This is a genomic window from Rhodococcus sp. NPDC060090, assembly GCF_042729855.1.
Lineage (GTDB): Bacteria > Actinomycetota > Actinomycetes > Mycobacteriales > Mycobacteriaceae > Rhodococcus.
In genome coordinates, this window is record NZ_JBHWXB010000033.1 from 1 (window position 1) to 17,085 (window position 17,085).

17 protein-coding genes and 1 pseudogene are annotated in these 17,085 nt (G+C 66.0%); 14 read left to right on the plus strand and 4 right to left on the minus strand.

The window, feature by feature from the left end; genetic code table 11:
- Positions 1-169 precede the first annotated feature (169 nt).
- Positions 170-1,621, plus strand: a complete 1,452-nt coding sequence (locus ACFWCF_RS25980; protein WP_378567912.1) for an IS701 family transposase — start codon at positions 170-172, stop codon at positions 1,619-1,621.
- Between the two features lie 169 nt (positions 1,622-1,790).
- Here the strand turns inward: ACFWCF_RS25980 and ACFWCF_RS25985 are convergent, their stop codons facing one another.
- The gene (locus tag ACFWCF_RS25985; RefSeq protein ID WP_378567915.1) at positions 1,791-2,405 is read right to left on the minus strand and encodes a MarR family transcriptional regulator; all 615 of its coding nucleotides are present in this window, start codon (positions 2,403-2,405) and stop codon (positions 1,791-1,793) included.
- A gap of 269 nt (positions 2,406-2,674) precedes the next feature.
- On the opposite strand from ACFWCF_RS25985, the gene ACFWCF_RS25990 reads away from it, so the two are divergent.
- From ACFWCF_RS25990 to ACFWCF_RS26035, 10 genes and pseudogenes are all read left to right on the plus strand, one after another.
- Positions 2,675-3,868: a Rieske 2Fe-2S domain-containing protein gene (locus ACFWCF_RS25990; RefSeq protein WP_378567918.1), complete on the plus strand. Its 1,194-nt coding sequence runs from the start codon at positions 2,675-2,677 to the stop codon at positions 3,866-3,868.
- A 3-nt stretch (positions 3,869-3,871) separates the two neighbouring features.
- On the plus strand, positions 3,872-4,927 hold the full coding sequence (locus ACFWCF_RS25995) for an FAD-binding oxidoreductase (protein ID WP_378567921.1): 1,056 nt from the start codon (positions 3,872-3,874) through the stop codon (positions 4,925-4,927).
- Positions 4,928-4,965: 38 nt separating this feature from the next.
- Positions 4,966-5,844 carry a VOC family protein gene (locus ACFWCF_RS26000; protein ID WP_378567924.1) on the plus strand — a complete coding sequence of 293 codons (879 nt, stop codon included), beginning with the start codon at positions 4,966-4,968 and terminating at the stop codon, positions 5,842-5,844.
- Complete coding sequence (locus tag ACFWCF_RS26005) at positions 5,841-7,175, plus strand: amidase (RefSeq protein WP_378567927.1); 1,335 nt, start codon at positions 5,841-5,843, stop codon at positions 7,173-7,175. The genes ACFWCF_RS26000 and ACFWCF_RS26005 overlap by 4 nt, the downstream gene beginning before the upstream one ends.
- Complete coding sequence (locus tag ACFWCF_RS26010) at positions 7,168-8,505, plus strand: M20 family metallopeptidase (RefSeq protein WP_378567930.1); 1,338 nt, start codon at positions 7,168-7,170, stop codon at positions 8,503-8,505. Before ACFWCF_RS26005 ends, ACFWCF_RS26010 begins: the two co-directional genes overlap by 8 nt.
- Positions 8,502-9,266 carry an aspartate/glutamate racemase family protein gene (locus ACFWCF_RS26015; RefSeq protein WP_378567933.1) on the plus strand — a complete coding sequence of 255 codons (765 nt, stop codon included), beginning with the start codon at positions 8,502-8,504 and terminating at the stop codon, positions 9,264-9,266. Before ACFWCF_RS26010 ends, ACFWCF_RS26015 begins: the two co-directional genes overlap by 4 nt.
- Entirely contained in the window at positions 9,266-10,126 is an 861-nt protein-coding gene (locus ACFWCF_RS26020) for an alpha/beta fold hydrolase (RefSeq protein WP_378567936.1), read from the plus strand. Before ACFWCF_RS26015 ends, ACFWCF_RS26020 begins: the two co-directional genes overlap by 1 nt.
- Positions 10,123-11,703, plus strand: coding sequence for a flavin-containing monooxygenase (locus tag ACFWCF_RS26025; RefSeq protein ID WP_378567939.1), 1,581 nt, complete (start codon positions 10,123-10,125; stop codon positions 11,701-11,703). Before ACFWCF_RS26020 ends, ACFWCF_RS26025 begins: the two co-directional genes overlap by 4 nt.
- Positions 11,684-12,877: a CaiB/BaiF CoA transferase family protein gene (locus tag ACFWCF_RS26030; protein ID WP_378567942.1), complete on the plus strand. Its 1,194-nt coding sequence runs from the start codon at positions 11,684-11,686 to the stop codon at positions 12,875-12,877. Before ACFWCF_RS26025 ends, ACFWCF_RS26030 begins: the two co-directional genes overlap by 20 nt.
- 19 nt (positions 12,878-12,896) lie before the next feature.
- A pseudogene (locus ACFWCF_RS26035) lies at positions 12,897-13,239 on the plus strand (integrase core domain-containing protein); the annotation flags it as partial.
- 177 nt (positions 13,240-13,416) lie between these two features.
- On the opposite strand, the gene ACFWCF_RS26040 reads toward ACFWCF_RS26035, so the two are convergent.
- From ACFWCF_RS26040 to ACFWCF_RS26050, 3 genes are all read right to left on the minus strand, one after another.
- Complete coding sequence (locus tag ACFWCF_RS26040) at positions 13,417-13,680, minus strand: carboxypeptidase-like regulatory domain-containing protein (RefSeq protein WP_378567945.1); 264 nt, start codon at positions 13,678-13,680, stop codon at positions 13,417-13,419.
- 388 nt (positions 13,681-14,068) lie between these two features.
- Positions 14,069-14,560, minus strand: a complete 492-nt coding sequence (locus ACFWCF_RS26045; protein ID WP_378567948.1) for a hypothetical protein — start codon at positions 14,558-14,560, stop codon at positions 14,069-14,071.
- 275 nt (positions 14,561-14,835) lie between these two features.
- Positions 14,836-15,000: a hypothetical protein gene (locus ACFWCF_RS26050; RefSeq protein WP_378567950.1), complete on the minus strand. Its 165-nt coding sequence runs from the start codon at positions 14,998-15,000 to the stop codon at positions 14,836-14,838.
- Between ACFWCF_RS26050 and ACFWCF_RS26055 the strand changes: the two genes are divergently transcribed.
- From ACFWCF_RS26055 to ACFWCF_RS26065, 3 genes are all read left to right on the plus strand, one after another.
- Positions 14,993-15,262 (plus strand): hypothetical protein, encoded by a 270-nt coding sequence (locus tag ACFWCF_RS26055; RefSeq protein WP_378567953.1) that lies wholly within the window; start codon positions 14,993-14,995, stop codon positions 15,260-15,262. The two genes, ACFWCF_RS26050 and ACFWCF_RS26055, sit on opposite strands and share 8 nt — an antisense overlap.
- Positions 15,263-15,434: 172 nt before the next feature.
- The gene (locus tag ACFWCF_RS26060) at positions 15,435-15,947 is read left to right on the plus strand and encodes a nitroreductase/quinone reductase family protein (protein ID WP_378567956.1); all 513 of its coding nucleotides are present in this window, start codon (positions 15,435-15,437) and stop codon (positions 15,945-15,947) included.
- A gap of 660 nt (positions 15,948-16,607) precedes the next feature.
- On the plus strand, positions 16,608-16,994 hold the full coding sequence (locus tag ACFWCF_RS26065; protein ID WP_378567959.1) for a hypothetical protein: 387 nt from the start codon (positions 16,608-16,610) through the stop codon (positions 16,992-16,994).
- Positions 16,995-17,085: the final 91 nt, after the last annotated feature.

The window sequence follows — 17,085 nt, forward strand, 5'->3', positions numbered from 1 at the left end:
GGATCGGGTCGAACTACGATCTGTGTCACGGCTTCCTCGATCACACCGGGCTTTCCTTATGACCAGTTCTCACTCAATTACCGAAACATCTTTAACGGTAGTTTGTTGACTCTTCGGCGGGTCTGCGGTATGCCGGAGGTAGTGCTCGTGCGGTATCTGGGGGTGCGTAATGACCCGACATCGGCCCTGCCCGGCAGCGCCCGGCCCGCTGGAGGAGTACGCGACCCGGTTCGACGACCTGTTCACCCGGCTGGCGCAGCGGCGGGGATTCCGGGAGTACCTGGCCGGGCTGCTGGCGCCGCGGGACCGAAACAAGACGCTCACCGCGCTGGCCGGAGCCGAACCGGTGACCGGGGCGCAGCACCCGGCGGTGCAGCGGCTGCAGTTCTTCCTCTCCGAATCCCGCTGGGACGCCGACCGAATCAATTCCAGGCGGCTGGAATTGCTGCTCGCCGATCCAGCGACCACACCGCACGACGGTGGGGTGTTGGTGATCGACGACAGCGGGGACCGCAAAGACGGGGTGAAAACCGCACACGTGGGCCGACAGTGGCTGGGTCGCTACGGCAAAACCGACAACGGCGTGGTCACCGTCACCACGGTGTGGGCCGACGAGCGGGTCTACTATCCGGTGCACGCGACGGCGTACACCCCGTCGAAGCACTTCCCGAAGGGAAAGAACGATCCGGGTTTTCGGACCAAACTGGCGATCGGCGCGGACCTGGCGGCGGCGGCCCGGGAGGCGGGGTTCGTGTTCCGCGCGGTCGTCGCCGACTGCGCGTACGGGGACCAGGACGGGTTCCGCGGCGAACTCGCCGCCGCCGGACTGCCGTTCGTGATGGCCCTCAAACCGCACCGGGGGACCTGGGCCTACGGCCCCGACGCGCACACTCCGGTCGACGCGACCCGGACGCTGACCTGGGACGGCCCGGACCACCCGGGCGACTGGCAGGCGGTGACCCGCACCTTCCGCGACGGGCACACCGAAACCTGGTGGGCCGCCGACGCCACCCTGGGCTGGTGGGGTCCGGATGGCACCTGCCGACTGGTGGTGGCCACCACCGATCCGGAAACGTTGCCGGACAAGGCCACCTGGTACCTGGTCACCGACCTGCCCCGCCCCGGCGGCCCCCGCGAGGCCGAGAGTCCGTACCCGGCGGCGGATCTGGCCGAGATCACCCGGATCTACGGTATCCGGCACTGGATCGAACAGAGCTACAAGCAGATCAAGGACGAGCTGGGCTGGGCCGACTTCCAGGTCCGCTCCGACGTCGCGATCCGCCACCATCAGGTGCTGGTCAACTGCGCGTTCAGTTTCTGCTGGGCCGCCTGGTTCGCCGATCATCCACCGCGGCAGTATGATACGGAACCGCCGCAGGACGGCACGGCACCACAGCCCGGACCCGGCCGCGGAGAGAGGGGGGCCGCGCCCCGCCGCCGCCGTCCCGGTGGCGCCGTCGTGGCCGCGGGCGCTGCGCGCGATCCGCGCCTGGCTTTCCCCTGGATCGCGTTGCGACGCTGGTGGCCGGCATGGTCCACGGCGCCCCCGCCGCCACAGTTGCAGGCTCTGATGAACTCGGTCGCGGCGGGCCACGGCCTGCACCTCTACCTCCCGAATTAACAAACTACCGTTTAGGAGGCCGTAGTCCATGCCAGCGGCCTCGAACAGTTCAAGGACGTCAGCCGACGCCTCTGTGAGCGCTTGGGTTTGGGGAGGTTGACCCCGTCCAGCGGACACGAGGTCGGGCGGCTTCAGTCGTGGGGTGTGTGGAGGTGGGTGAGTGGGATGGTCAATCGGAAGTGCGCTTCGTCGAGCGGCGGGGTCGTGATCCGTTCTCGAGTGGCTCGAACAGCACGGCGGTGTTGAGGGTGGCGAGTTCGCGGCTCGCGGCCTCGTACAGGCCGGTGAGTACCTGCATCGATCGCGACGCGTGCCGCATCTTCGTGGTGATGTCGCTGAGTTCCTCGAGATTGGACACCAGGGTCTCGCGGCGCAGCTGGGCGTAGCGGTCGGTGACGGCACGACCCTTCTCGGTGACGGTGAAGACGGAGGAGGTGCCGGCCTTGCGTCGTTCCAGTAGGTCGAGGCTGACGAGTTTGCGGAGGTTGTACTGCAGGTTCGGCAGGTCCTCCCGGTTGGTCAGTTGGGCGATCGTCGCGGTGTCCTTGGACCGCTCCTGCATTCGCACGACATGCAGCGCGACGATCTCGTTGAACGCCAGGTCGAGCTCGGTGGCCGCCCGGATCGCCTGGATGGCGAAGCGTTGGAATCCGCCCTCCGCCTGGAGGATCGCGAACTCGAAAGATGTCAGCGCGTCTTCGTAGGCGTTCTCGGCGAGATGCCAGCGCCTGCCGCTGGGCAGGGGCGCGGTGTCGCTGGTCGGCTCGGATTCTGCGCTGGTCATCACTGTCTTCCGCGGTCGGTTCGGGCTGATCGCCCCGCGACGGGATGCGTCGCGCGGATCAACGGTACCAAGCCGGCCCGCGAGTCATCAATGTAAATTTCGTAGAATTTGTATTGACTATCAATCAAATTTCGATATTGTGGTTCCAGGCACAGCATGTCGCCCCCGCTTCTCACATCACCCGGTTCTCGGGTCCTCATCCCGGTCTCGCCCCAGCCCACAGGGCGGCGGCCGACCCCCTCACCCACGACTTCCAAGGAGGTCATTTCATGACTGCTATCTCGCACAGCGGCTCCTCGGCGGGCGTCACCCGCCAGTACGCCCCGTATGTCCAGGCGGACTGGGGCTTCGCCAACCACTGGTATCCGGCCCTGCTGTCCAGCGAACTCGAGGACGACACCGTCAAAGGCGTCACGATCGGCGGGCACGACATCGTGCTGCGCCGCAGCGCAGGCAAGGCCTACGCGGTATCCGACCGGTGTATCCACCGCGGCGTGAAGCTTTCGGCGAAGCCGATGTGCCTGTCCGAGGGCACGATCACCTGCTGGTACCACGGCTTTACCTATGGACTCGAGGATGGGAGCCTGACGACGATCGTCGGCAATCCCGACGACTCACTGATCGGGAAGGTCGGCATCCGGACCTATCCGGCGGAAGAAGCGAACGGGATCATCTACGTGTTCGTGGGTGAGGAGGACTTCGGGACTCCGCCGCCGCTGGCCAGCGACCTTCCGGCGCCCGTCACCAACGACCCCAACGATTCTCCGGTGCCGCACCTGCTCGACGAGGGTGTCGTGATCCGCGGGATCCACCGCAAGCTGGTCGGCAACTGGCGCCTCGCCGCAGAGAACGGCCTCGACCCGGGCCACCTGTTGGTGCACTGGGACAACCAGATCCTCGTCGCCCTCGACCGTGCCCTGCCCCTCGGTGTCAACGCGCTCACCGACTCCGCGACCGAGGAGATCGACATCGAGGACGGTCCCAAGGGTGTGATGAACCGCTACGACCGCCCCGACCTGTACCAACCGGTCCTCGACAACCCCAAGGTCAACATGAAGGCCCGCGGCACGGTGCCGCACTACTTCCGCACCTCGCTGTGGGTTCCCGGCGTCCTGATGGTGGAGCACTGGCCGATCACCGATCACGTCCAGTACGAGTTCTACGTGCCGATCGACGACCACCACCACGAGTACTGGGAGATCATCGCGACCCGCGCCCGCACCGACGAGGAGATCGCGGAGTTCAACTTCAAGTACGACAACTTCATGCTGCCGCTGGCACTGGAGGGCTTCAACAACAGCGACGTATTCGCTCGTGAGGCCACAGAGGAGCACTACACCCGCTTCGACGGCTGGAACAACGAGATGCTCTGCGACATGGACTATTCCATCATCGCCTGGCGCAAGATGGCGGCCCGCCACCCGCGGGGCTTCTTCGAGTCGCCGTACCTGGACGAGGACTGAGCCATGACGATCACCCCGACCGAAGCGGTGGCGGCATCTGACGCGGGCGTGGCCCACACGGTAGACCTGACATTCGCCGACGGCACCAAAACGGTGACCGTGCCGGCCGGTTCGACGGTCCTCGACGCGGCGGCGGCCGCCGGGGTCCGGCTGGTCAGCCAGTGCACCGTCGGAACCTGCGGAACCTGCGTCGGCAAGGTCGTCCGCGGCGACCTCGCGATGCCCCACGATCGCGTGTTCTCCCTGCGGCAGGACGAGATCCGCGACGGACAGCGACTGCTGTGCCAGTCGGTGGCGTGCGCGGACAGCGAGGTCGAACTCGACTACCCGGCCTCGATGTTGGACGAGTACCCGCTCGTCACCGCCACCGCCAAGGTCGGGGCGATCACCTGGCTCGGCGAGTCGGTGGTCGAGCTCGTGCTCAAACTGCCGAAATCCGTCCGGTTCGCCTTCCGCGCCGGCCAGTACGTCCGGATGCGGGTACCGGGCACCGAGGAATGGCGCTCGTACTCGATGGCATCGGGGGAGCGGGACCGCAAGAAACTCGCCTTCACGATCCGGGTCCTGCCGTCCGGGACGATGTCGGACTATCTCCGTAACGTCGCCGTCGTCGGCGATCAGATCGAGCTCGAGGGTCCCAGTGGAGGATTCGGACTCGCGGAGGAACCGGGACCCGCTCTGATGATCGCCGGTGGCACCGGACTCGCGCCGATGCTGTCCATACTCGAGAACCTGCAAACCGCCCGCGAGGACCACCCGATCCGCCTGGTGTTCGGATGCGCCCGCGAGGCGGACCTGTTCCACCTCGACGAACTCGATGCCCGCCGCAGCTTCATGCGTACCCTCGACGTCCGGGTCGTGACCGACGAGCCGACCTCCCTCGACGGGGTCCTGACCGGGAACCCGGTCAGCGTCCTCACCGAGGACGACGTCCGCGACCCGCGCACCTCCGCCTACCTGTGCGGACCTCCCGCGATGCTCGCCGCCGCGCACGACCGGCTGGTCGAACTCGGCCTGCCCGCCGAGCGCATTCACGCCGAGCAGTTCCTCCCCAGCTAGCCGCCCGCCCGCGGCGCCCCTTCGAAACAGAGGACGATATGAGCATCACCCGCTTGGGCGCTCTGAGTGTCGATGTCACCGATCTCGACACCTGGCGTCAGGTCCTGGTCGAGCTTCTCGGCCTGCAGGCACGCCCCCGGATCAGCGACACCGATCCGCTGCTGCTCCGGCTCGACGACCATCACCATCGCATCGCGCTGTACCCCGCAGACCAGGACCGGATCCGGACCATCACCTGGGAGGTCGACGGCCTCGACGACCTCCGCGACGTCGCGGACCGGGTCGCGGCCGAAGGTATCGACGTCGAATGGATCGAGACCGGCTCGCCGGAGGACCGGCTGGCCGTCGCGGCGTTCCGGTTCACCGACGCCGACGGCTTCCCCAACGAGGTCGTGTTCGGCCCCACCATCGACCACACCCCGCTTGCCGGGGGAGGGGTGATCAGTGGCTTCGTCACCGGTGAACTCGGCCTCGGCCACGTGGTCCTGATGTGCAAGGACTACCCCGCCGCGGTCGACTTCTACACCCGGGTTCTCGGTTTCGAGCTCACTGACTACATCGTCTGGGACGGTGCGGATGCCACGTTCCTGCACTGCAATCCGCGACACCACAGCCTGGCATTGATGAACGAATGCTTCAACTTCACCGGCGGCGACTTCAACCATCTGATGATCGAGGTGGCCTCACTCGACGACGTCGGCCGCGCCTACGATCTGGTCACCGGCGCGGGTATCGCACTGCAGATGACCTTCGGCCGGCACACCAACGACGGCATCACCTCGTTCTACATGCGCACACCCTCCGGCTTCGCGATCGAGATCGGCTACGGAGGCGACACGATCGACTCCGACGCCTGGGAGGTCAAGACCTTCCGCTCGCCGTCGCGGTGGGGCCACGAGCCGCAGAAGGCCGGATGAGTACCGCGACCGATACCGACGCCGTCTCTCCGATTGCCGGCATCCTCTCCGACGAGCACCCCAGCGTGTCTGCCATCGAGCACTACCTGGACCGGATCACGCAGCGCGACCAGGTGATCGGGGCATGGGCGCACCTCGACCCGACGCTCGCCGTCGACCAGGCACGGGCCCGGGATGCGCAGCAGCGACGTTCGCCGCTGCACGGTATCCCGTTCGGGCTCAAGGACATCATCGAGACCGGCGACCAGCCGACCGGTTACGGCTCGAGCCTGTGGAGCGGTTGGCGGCCGACGCAGGACGCCGAGGTGGTCCGCCGGCTCCGGCGGGACGGCGCGGTGATCCTCGGCAAGACGACCACTACGGAGTTCGCCACCTACCGTCCCACCTCGACCCGCAACCCGCACGGACTCCACCGGACTCCGGGCGGATCGTCGAGCGGGTCCGCGGCCGCGGTCGCGGACGGCCAGGTGCCGCTCGCGCTCGGCACCCAGACCGCGGGCTCGGTGCTGCGTCCGGGTTCGTTCTGTGGTGTGTTCACCCTGAAGCCGACCTACGGTCGGTGGCCGTTCGACGGAGTCCTGCCCGTCGCACTGACTTTCGACACGGTCGGCGCCTTCGCCCGCCACCCGGCATGGCTGGGTGCGGTGGACGAGTCGCTCTCGACCGACGGGTCCGCCACCCCACCGGCCACGGTCGTGCCCGCGCTGCGGGACCTGCGGGTGGGGATTCTTCGGCCGCCGTGGGCGGACCGTGCCACCCCGGCCGCGGCGGCACTGCTCGAGGAGTTCGCGGAGAACCTGCGCGGTGTCGTGGCCGAGGTGCGGGACGTGCTGGTCCCGGACGAGATGGGCGCGCTGGATCGGGCGCACACCCTGATCATGGCCGTCGAAGCGTCCGCCTCTCTCGCCGACCGTATCGCCCGTCCCCATGTCGAGCGGGTCTCCGAGCAGCTGCATCGCTTTCTCCATGACGGGCGCGCCGCCGCTCCCAGCGAGATCCAGTGGGCGCGTCAGGTACTGCGGGACGCCCGAACGTTCGTCGGGCGTGCCTTCGCCGAGGTCGATGTGCTGGTCACGCTCGCGGCGCCGGGCGAGGCCCCGCCGATCGAATCCGGCACCGGGGACCCGATATTCAACAAGCTCGCCAGCATCGCCGGATGCCCCGCGGTCGGTTTGCCCGCCGGACGTGGGGCCGAGGGCTTACCCCTCGGCATTCAGATCATCGCGCCACACCATGCCGACCAGGGACTGGTCCGAATCGCGACGTGCCTGACCGATCGCATCGGGCTGGCACACCGCTTCGAGGTCCACGAGGAGGCCGACCGTGACTGACACCTTCATCCCTACCGACGTCGCGACGCTCGATCCCGCCCGGCGGGAGATGTACGAGAAGGTCTGCGCGAAACTCGATCCCCACCGGTTCCGAAACCTGCTCGTCGACCTGATCGACATCCACAGCCCGACCGGCCGGGAGCGTCCCGCGTCCGAATACATGGCGACCTACCTGCAGGAGAAAGTCGGTATCGGCGCCCGCTACCAGCCGATCTCCGAGCACACCGGCAACGCGATCGGCGAGCTGCCCGGCGTCGGTGGTGGAAGCCGGCTGCTCCTGTACGCGCCCATCGACACCCACATCGACCCCGAGACCGACGTGCCGTGGGTCGGCAAGTCGTTGCGACCCGACATGATTCCCGAGGCCAAAGTCGACGGCGACCTGGTGATCGGGCTCGGTGCCGCCAACCCGAAATGTATGGTGGCAGGGCTGACCGAGGTGCTGCACGCGGTCGTCGACGCGGACCTACCTTTACTCGGCGACCTCGCCATCGGCTTCGCCGGCGGCGGGATGCCGGTGAGCATGAGCAACCGCGACCAGGTCGGCATGAGCAGCGGCGTATTCCACCTGCTCACCCACGGCATGATGCCCGATCACGCGATCGTGCTGAAGCCCTGGTGGGCGGTATACCCGGAGGAACCCGGGATGTGCTGGTTCAAGGTGACGGTGCACGGCACCTTCGGGTATGCGGGCATCAGCCGCGGCACCGAGGGCTTCCGATCCTCGATCGTGCCCGCGGCCACTGTCATCCAGGAGGTCGAGGCCTGGCTCCCGGAATACACCGCACGCAACACCTCCGGATCGACGCTGCCGGAGGGCTGGATCTCGGCGGTTCGTTCCGGAAACCCCGACAAACCGGCCTTCCCGTCCGCGGCGACCGAAATCTACCTCGACGTCCGGGTAAACCCCCGCACCACGCCCGGCGAGGTACGCCACCAGTTCGCCGAGATGATCCGCGCATTGCGCACACGCCATCCCGACATCGAACTGGACTGGGAGATGTACGGATCGCTGCCGGGCGGCATGACCGACCCCGACAACTGGATCATCCAGAGCTGCCGACGCGGTTGGGAGGAAGTCGAAGGCAAACCCTACGAGTCGACCCCGCTGCTGGGCGGCCAGACCGACGGCACCCTGATCCGCCGCCTCGGAATTCCCTGTGCCCGAATCGGTTACCCCTGGCCCCCGGCAAGCGCCCCGGCCGAACTCAACGAGGGTCTCGGCGGCATGGGTGTCGCCTCGGTGACCGACGTGATGATGGCGACCCGCGCCATCGCCTTCGCCGTCGTGGACACCCTGACCCGTACCCGAGAGGAACTCGACCTGTGAAGCGTGTACTGAACATCGTTCCTGTCCCGGTTCCGCCGGAGGCTCTGGACGCTTTCGCCGCCCAGCTTTCCGGAGACTTCGTGCACCCGGCATTCGAGAACGTCTTCGTTTCGGCGCGCAACGGCGGTGGCAGCCTCGACAGTGCCTACGAGACAACTCTCGCGGACGCCTTCGTGCTCGACGCGGGCTGCCGCGCGGAAGAGCAGGGATACGTCGGGGTGTGTGTGAACTCGATGAGCGATTCGGCGCTCGCCGCCCTCCGGTCCCGACTGTCCATCCCGGTCGTCGCGCCGAGCCAGGCCACCATGCTGCTGGCCTGCCTGCTCGGCAAGAAGTTCTCGGTCGTCACTATGTGGCCGCAGTGGCACGAGCTGTACCACAAGGCAGCTCGCGAGAACGGCATCACCTCACGGCTGGCGTCCGTACGCGACATCGGTGTCCGCCCGGACGCCGCCGAACTGCTTGCAGGAAAGGAGGAGTTCGTCTTCGCGGCGCTCGAGCGTGAGGCGAAGGCCGCGGTCGCGGAGGACGGTGCCGACGTCATCATCCTGGGCTCGACGACCATGCATCAGAGTCACGCCCACCTGTCCACCGTCCTCGACGTGCCGGTGCTCAATCCCGGTGTCGTGGCCTACAAGATGTGCGAAATGCTCGTGCAAACCGGCTTGTCACACAGCAAGCAGGCCTACCCCTCACCCGAACGGCCGCAGGACGACCTTCTCGCCGCCGTGGCCTCCGTCTTCCCCTCCCAGGAGTCCTGATGCACACAGTCACCAATCCCGAAGTTGCGCACACCATCCGCACCGGCGGGTTCGAGACCAACTACCACGATGTGGGGTCGGGAGACGGCATCCCGGTGCTGCTCCTGCACGGCTCCGGCGCCGGTGTCTCGGCCTGGGCCAACTGGAGGGGCCTGATCCCGGTGCTCGCCGAGCAGCGCCGGGTGATCGCGCCCGACCTCGTCGGTTTCGGGTACACCACCCTCCCGGACCCGGTTCGGTTCGAAATCTTCGATACCTGGATCGACCAGATCATCGCTCTCCTCGACGGACTCGACGTCCCGCAGGTGCACGTAGTCGGCAACTCGTTCGGCGGGGGACTCGCGCTGCACCTGGCGGTCCGGCACCCGCAGCGGCTCGGCCGGATCGTGCTGATGGGAGCGGGCGGTGTGCAGTTCGACTTCACACCCGAGCTCGACGCGCTGTGGGGATACACCCCCTCGGTCGAGAACATGAAGAAGATCATGGACATCATGGCCTACGACCGGTCCCTGGTCACCGACGAGCTGGCCGAGCTGCGGTACCGCGCCACGGCCCGGCCTGGTGCGCAGGAGGCCTTCGAGCAGGTCTTCCCTGAGCCCCGACAGCGGTGGCTGGACGCGCAGATCGTGCCGGACGCTGACCTGGCCGCGATCGAGCACGAGGTGCTCATTCTGCACGGTCGGGAGGACAGGGTTGTGCCGGTGGCCGCGTCGCAGACGATGTTCGACCTGATTCCGAACTCGCAGCTGCATGTCTTCGGCAAGTGCGGTCACTGGACGCAGATCGAGCACGCCGCACGTTTCCAGCAGTTGGTCGGTGCATTCCTCGCCGAAGACACTGCGGAGGCGAACAAGGTATGACCGATCGGGGACGAAGCGTTGCAGTGGTCGGTGCAGGTATAGCCGGCCTGTGTTCGGCGAAACTGTTGTCGGAGTTCGGATTCGATGTCCACGTCTACGATCGAACGCCGGACGTCGGTGGAGTGTGGAGCGTGACGCGGCGGTATCCCGGTGTCACCACCCAGAACAACAAGGGCACGTACGCGTTCTCGGACTTCCCGATGCCGGACGAATACCCCGAGTGGCCCACCGGGGAGCAGGTCCAGCGGTATCTCGACGACTATGTCGAGCGCTTCGAGCTCCGGCGCCTGCTGCGTCTCGGCACCGAAGTGGTTTCGGCGGAACAGGACCTGGTGTCCGAGCGGTGGAGGGTCACCACTCGACACCTCGACTCGAGCGAGACTGACGTCGGGGAGTACGACTACCTGGTCGTGGCCAACGGCATCTTCTGCGACCCGTTCGTTCCTCCCTACGAGGGGCGGGCGGAGTACGAGGCGGCCGGTGGTCGGCTCTGTGCGGCATCGGACTTCCACGACCTCGCCGATGCGGCGGATCGCGATGTGCTGGTGATCGGGTACGGCAAGTCGTCCTGCGACGTTGCCGAGGCACTGAGCGATGTCGCGGCGTCGACCACCGTCGTGGCCCGCGAGGTCACCTGGAAGATGCCCCGCAGGCTCGCAAACATAGTGAATTACAAGTACATCCTGCTCACTCGTCTGAGTGAGGGCCTGTTCGAGCATATCGAACAGCGCGGTTTCGGGCGGTTCCTGATCGGGTCGGGTCGGTTCGTCCGTAACGGGCTGCTCGGTACCGTAGAGCGGGTCGCGCGTCGGCAATTACGGCTCGACCAGGTTGGGTTGGTGCCGGAGGGATCGTTCGAGCGCATCGTGCGTCACGCGGTCAGCCTCGCCACCGAGGGTTTCTACGAGAAGGTCGAGGCCGGCACGATTTCGGTGCGGCGAGGCAGATCCATCGCGGTTTTGAGGGAGAAGGACGGGCGGCCGGTCGCCGAACTCGACGACGGAACGGTGGTGCCCGCGGATGTGGTTGTCTGCGCGACCGGGTTCGTGCAGCGAGTGCCGTTCCTGTCGGCGGCGGTGCAGGAGCATCTGTTCGACGAGGACGGCAACTTCCTGCTGTACCGGCAGATCCTGCCCAACGAGGTGGCCAACCTGTACTTCGTCGGATACGGATCCTCGCTGTTCAGCCCGCTCAGCGCCGAAGCAGCGGCGCTGTGGACCGTCAACCATATGCTGGGAGGGGCGATCCCGCCGGTCGAGGAACGCCGCGCGTTCGTCCGTACGCGGCTGGACTGGATGATCGAGCGCACCGAGGGCAAGCAAGCTCGTGGCACGAACATCATTCCGTTCTCTCTTCGGCACGTGGACGAGATCCTCGACGAGATCGGAGTGAATGTCGGCTCGGGCACCCGCCTGCTGCAGTGGCTGCTGCCCGCCCGCCCGTCGTCGTATCGACACGCTGCCCGGGAGCTGAATCGGCGGCACGCGGCGACCGACCCGGCTACCGGCCCCAAGACCGGCGTGGACGTGGCGCCAAATAATAGAACAGGAGCAGTTCGTGGCGACTCTTCCCCTTGAGGGCATTCGCGTTGTGGACTTCACACAGGCCCTGTCCGGTCCATACTGCACGTTGCTGCTCGCAGATTTCGGCGCGGACGTGATCAAGGTCGAACGGGCAGGGAGCGGGGACGACTCGAGACAGTGGGGCCCACCATTCGTGGGGGATACTGCCGCCTATTTCTTGTCGGTGAATCGGAATAAGCGCAGCGTGGCGCTCGACCTGAAGACCGAGCACGATCGACAGATCGCAGTTCAATTGGTGGAATCTGCGGACGTCGTCGTGGAGAACTGGCGGCCCGGCACCGCAGATCGCCTGGGACTGGGACCGGACGCGATGCGCACACTCAATCCTCGACTCGTGTACTGCTCGATCTCAGGGTTCGGTAACCAATCCCAGCGCCCGGGGTACGACCAGGTTGTGCAGGGCACTTCCGGATGGATGAGCGTGACGGGCCCTCGGAACGGGACACCGACCAAGAGCGGGATTCCTATCGCAGACATCGCCTCGGGGATGTTCGCGGCCCACTCCATCCTCGCCTCGCTGGTCCGGCGGCACCGGACCAGCGAAGGCGCCTACATCGACATCGCGATGCAAGATGCTCTCGTTTCCATGCTCACGTACCAAGCCGGCTCGTACTTTGCCACCGGACAGCCACCGCAGCGCAACGGAAACCAGCACGCCACACTCGCTCCCTACGGGACATTCGATACGGCAGACGGGCAGGTGAACATCTCGGTGGGCAACGATCGACAGTGGGAGCAGCTTTGTCACGTCATTGCCGTGCCCGAGTTGGCGTATGACGCGCGCTTCAAGACCAACAGTGACCGCGTCACCAACAGCGTCGAACTCCGGGCCGAACTCGAATCGAGACTCACGCTCGAGAAGACCCGAAATCTGCTCGACGCCTTCCACTCGGCAGGTGTTCCCGCTGGCGCGATCAGAGATCTCGGCGAAGTCCTGACCGACCCGGACCTGGCGGCTCGGGGCATAATTCTGAACTCGACGCATCCCAGGCTCGGTGAACTGAAATCCCCAGGATCTCCCTGGCATATCGATGGTGAATCGTCGACTGCGCGTCTCGCGCCCCCGGATCTCGGCCAGCACACTGACGAGGTGCTCGAGGAGTTGAACCTCCTCAACCTGCACGCCCGCAAGGGTGTGGAGTCACATCTGGAGCGAGATCGGGTATGAACTCGGATGTGACGAGACTGCTGTCCGCGCCCGCGGTGTCGCGGTTCTCGACGGCGCAATATTTGACTCTGACAACGGCGCTCGATATCTCTTGCAGGACTTCGTCGCCCGTGTGTCGAGAGTGGGGTGTCACCAGGTCGCGGGGCGCGGTTGGTACGTCGGCGGACAACGTGGCTGCTGAATTGTGGAACGCGCCATTGAAACGGGAGACCCTGCAGGGTCGGAGGCGCTGGAGCGGGGCAGGTGAGGCGCGTGCCGAAGTCTTCCGTTGGATCACGCGCTTGAATACACGAAGGAGGCATTCCGCTCTCGGTCGGATCTGTCCTATCGAGTTCGAGCAGCGATCGGCTATGCCGGCAACGTGTCCGGCGGACACGCTCCGGTCGCTGACTCCCAGTGGACCCACCGGGAATTCGCCCGCCGTCGTTGCCCGCCGGTCCCACCTGTGGGCGATGAGTTCCAGTCTGCGGTCAGGTGTCCTCCTGCGTGAGCTGCGGGTGTCCCAGGCGACCCTCTCGGCTGTCTCGGGGCCACAGCGATCAGCTCGCAGGTTGGGTGCTACCGACCGGGATGTCGATGTCCACGACCTCGGACTCCATGGTCAACGACACCTTGTGGGCGTGGGCGTGACCGGTGCGAGTGTCGTAGGCGATCAATACGTAGCGACCGGTCGGCGGCAGCTGGAAGGAGTAGCAGCCGCGGTCGTCGCAGTGGGTAGAGTCGACCTGCTTGCCCATCGCCTCGCCGAGCGCGACCAGTGCACCGGCGGTGGGTCGGCCGTCGCAGGTGACAGTCCCGACCACGGACCGCTCCCATGAACATAAGTCGGAAGCTCGCCACCATCCAGACGGTCAGTGCCAGGGTCACAATCGGGGCGACGAATGTCGCTGCAAGGCCGCCGAGTGCCACGAATACACCGATCGTCTCCACGCGGGACCAGCGCCGGATGCGGGCCCTTGCCGCGGGGGTGCGGGCCTTCGCCATCCAGTCCGCGGTCTGGTCGTCAGCGTTGTGGATCTGGATCCACTGGCCGAGCCATCTCATCGCGCGCTTCTCTCGCTACCACGGTCCGCGGCGCCCCACGAGGTGGGAAACGCCAGAAGAACCGCATTCCTCATCGGCCGGCTTTCCTGTGTCGTTGGTGGACTGCACTGTATCGGGGCCGCGCACGTGGACCCCTCGTTCTCGCAGTCAGGATGCTTCCTCGGTGGAGCTGTCGGTGCGGTCCAGGCGTAGTCCTGCGAGCAGGAGCGCGGCGGCGACCACGAGGCCGATGCCGGCGTCGAGAACAGGGAAGATCACGATGGTGGGGGTGAGGTCGAGATGTGCCGCGTCGAGCGGTGGATAGGGGTCCGCGGGGTTACGCGGTTCGGTTTCGACCACCCACCGGGGCCGGGGCTCGACGAGAGTACCGATGAGTGATGTTGCGCCGCCGAATAGTCCGCCGACGGTCGCGAGGACTACGGGGAGCGGCCATGCCCGCCGGTGCGTGTGTTCGAGTCGCCAACGGGCGTGAAGCAGCGCCCAAGATAATACCGCCGCGGCGGTGAGGGCACCGAGAAGGAACCAAGCGGCGGCGGGGAACAGGGCGGGGCTGTCGGTGTAGACGACGCCGTCGACGACGTACAGGTCGATGAGGGGCCGACGTGAAGGCGCGCGGCTCGTCGACCCTGCGCGTTGCATTCTCCGGATACTGCCAGAGCACATTGTTATTGCCGTGATCTTCCCGTAGGTGCGCGGTTGTGGGAAGCGTCGATCGGTCAGGTGATCTCGAGCGGGTTAGGCGGCCGTCGTTGCGTTGGTAGGGGTGACGACGATGTCGAGGCTGTCCGCAGCGGGGTCGTGTGTGAGCGCGGCGGCGTTGTCGGCGCAAATCGACCGTGTGCGTTCGTCGGTATTGCAGGAGTCGATGGCTGCGGGTGGGTGTAGCGGCCCCCGAGATCGTCGGTGCCGGATTTTCATTGCTCGTGCAGTGTCGACCATCGCTGCACGGCTTGTTCGTTGGCGAGTGCGCGCGGCACCTCGACCCCGATGACTCGCACACTCGTGTAGTCGGCGGCGGTGAGTTCGGCCGGCAGCCGACGCCCATGGTCGGGCCAGCGCAAGGTGCCTTCGATGAGCACGTTTTCCTGCCGGTCGGTGCTGATCCGGGCGGATGGCATCGATCGGTGCGGTCGACTCGTGATGCACCAGCGCAGCGAGCTCGCGTGGCGCGATCGGGTGGCCGTCGGCGAGGACGTGATCGAGGAGGTCGCCGTAGATCCCGTCGGCGAGGGCTTGATGGATCAGATGGTCTTTGACGTCGTCAGCGTCGAGACCTCTGTAGTCCGTGATCTGCTGGTTGAGCAGGGTGGATTTTTCGGTGCCGGGGTGGCCCGGTGGTGATCAGCGTCGAGCGGCCTTCCCGCGGTGCGGCGGGGGTCGTGTCGAGGTATCGGTCGATGACGGACGTGCGGAACACGCGCCGGCGGACGCGGGAGATGCGCGGGAAGAGACGACGAGATCGGGCTCCGTATTTAGGACGGTAGCTGTCCTATATTCGCGTCACACTCGGATCATGAGCGAAACCTACTCGACTGCAGGACAGCCCGATCAGGCCGACATCACCGACTACAACGACCCCGATGCGCCGTGGAACCAGGCTTGGGACCAGGAGGGCAGCATCGCCAACTGGAACGATGATGTGATCAAGGAGTTCAGGGAGAACTCGGGCAAGGTGGGCGGTGCTTACGCCGGCGGGGATCTCATCCTGCTCACCACCACGGGAGCCAAGAGCGGCAAGCGGCATACAACTCCGCTGGGGCCTCTGTACCGGGACGACACCATGTATGTGAGCTCGTTCATCGAGGACAAATACCCGGCCTGGTGGTACAACCTCAAGGCGAATGCGCAGGTCACGATCGAGCTCCGGGACAAGACCTACCGGGCGACCGGCAAGGTGCTCGAGGGCGCGGACTACGACGAGTTCGCGGCCTGGGTGCTGTCCAACAATTCCCTGTTGGCGGACTTCCAGTCCAAGATCGATCGGCCCATGCCGCTGGTCGTGCTGACCCTCAACGGCGAGGTATGAGCGCTTCCGAGACCTCCCGGCCACGGTGCGTCGAATCGGTGATCGCCGATGGGCGCCATCTGTCTGAGTGCGTCGAGTTGGGCGAGCAGGGCAGAATGGTCGTGGGTCATCGCGTGGCTGCTATCTGTGAGTCACTGTGAGCGGTAACTCGTTGATCACTACGCGATGGCCCACCCGCATCGCGGGAGCGACCCGACACGTCTTGGACCTGCCCGGATGTCCTCACCGGATTCCCACCATGCCGGGGGACTTACCCTCTTCACCGCCCGTGAGGCCGGTGAGTTCATCCAGTCGGTTCCCTCGCGGTGCGCGGTGGTTTCCATTCCGAGAAGGTGCGAGTCCGGTCCGGTCATGCAGATGGTCATGATCTCCGCGGCTGTTGCCAGGTGGGGCAACCACCGTTGCTGCTGCGCAGTAGAACCCCTTCGAGGACGAGGCAGGTGCCCAGCGTCGCTGCCGACAGTGGCGCGCCGGCTGTCGGCATCCGTCGTGTCAGCTCCTCGATGGCGATGACCCGTCGTAAGAGTCCATCGCGCCGTCTTCCCTATTCGAGCGGCATGTGGGTGCCAGGAGGGAAGGGCTCGCACGCTATCTCGCGGCGTGAAGTCGGCCGCGCAGCTCCGCCGCTTGAGATGTCGACACAGGAGCAGTCATCACCTCATGACCGACACCACCACCGCCCGCCGAGTCAAGACTGCTCTCGGCCTTACCGCACTCGTGTCGGGCGCCCTACTCGTCGTGCTCTATCTCTGGGACCATCTCACCCGAAGGACAACGCTGGCGACGCAGTGGTGTCGCGACCGTTACGGCTTCCCTTCGCAATTCGACTACCTATTACCCGATCGTGCGGAGCGAATCCGAGCTGCCATCACCGATCCGTGGGGCTTGTTTCCGCCCGGGGCGACATGTGTCTTTCGGGACGTGATCACGAACGAGGCTGTTGTCGGTCCGGAGCCTTGGCGCGGCTATCTTGTCATCATCCTCGCTGCCTGCCTCCTCGTGTCGACCGCCGCATGGATCCTCCTCAGGTGCCGTCGGGCTGCCTAAAGATGCTTCGGTAATAGGGTGTGTCGCTGCGCGTGATTGATGCCGTGCTACTTGATCATTGAACAATGGCAGGGAAGAAGACTGATTCCGG

Coding starts and splice junctions, on each gene's coding strand:
- ACFWCF_RS25980 (WP_378567912.1), top strand. CDS start 170: ATGACCCGACATCGGCCCTGCCCGGCAGCGCCCGGCCCGCTGGAGGAG.
- ACFWCF_RS25985 (WP_378567915.1), bottom strand. CDS start 2,405: ATGACCAGCGCAGAATCCGAGCCGACCAGCGACACCGCGCCCCTGCCC.
- ACFWCF_RS25990 (WP_378567918.1), top strand. CDS start 2,675: ATGACTGCTATCTCGCACAGCGGCTCCTCGGCGGGCGTCACCCGCCAG.
- ACFWCF_RS25995 (WP_378567921.1), top strand. CDS start 3,872: ATGACGATCACCCCGACCGAAGCGGTGGCGGCATCTGACGCGGGCGTG.
- ACFWCF_RS26000 (WP_378567924.1), top strand. CDS start 4,966: ATGAGCATCACCCGCTTGGGCGCTCTGAGTGTCGATGTCACCGATCTC.
- ACFWCF_RS26005 (WP_378567927.1), top strand. CDS start 5,841: ATGAGTACCGCGACCGATACCGACGCCGTCTCTCCGATTGCCGGCATC.
- ACFWCF_RS26020 (WP_378567936.1), top strand. CDS start 9,266: ATGCACACAGTCACCAATCCCGAAGTTGCGCACACCATCCGCACCGGC.
- ACFWCF_RS26025 (WP_378567939.1), top strand. CDS start 10,123: ATGACCGATCGGGGACGAAGCGTTGCAGTGGTCGGTGCAGGTATAGCC.
- ACFWCF_RS26045 (WP_378567948.1), bottom strand. CDS start 14,560: ATGCAACGCGCAGGGTCGACGAGCCGCGCGCCTTCACGTCGGCCCCTC.
- ACFWCF_RS26055 (WP_378567953.1), top strand. CDS start 14,993: ATGAGCACGTTTTCCTGCCGGTCGGTGCTGATCCGGGCGGATGGCATC.
- ACFWCF_RS26060 (WP_378567956.1), top strand. CDS start 15,435: ATGAGCGAAACCTACTCGACTGCAGGACAGCCCGATCAGGCCGACATC.
- ACFWCF_RS26065 (WP_378567959.1), top strand. CDS start 16,608: ATGACCGACACCACCACCGCCCGCCGAGTCAAGACTGCTCTCGGCCTT.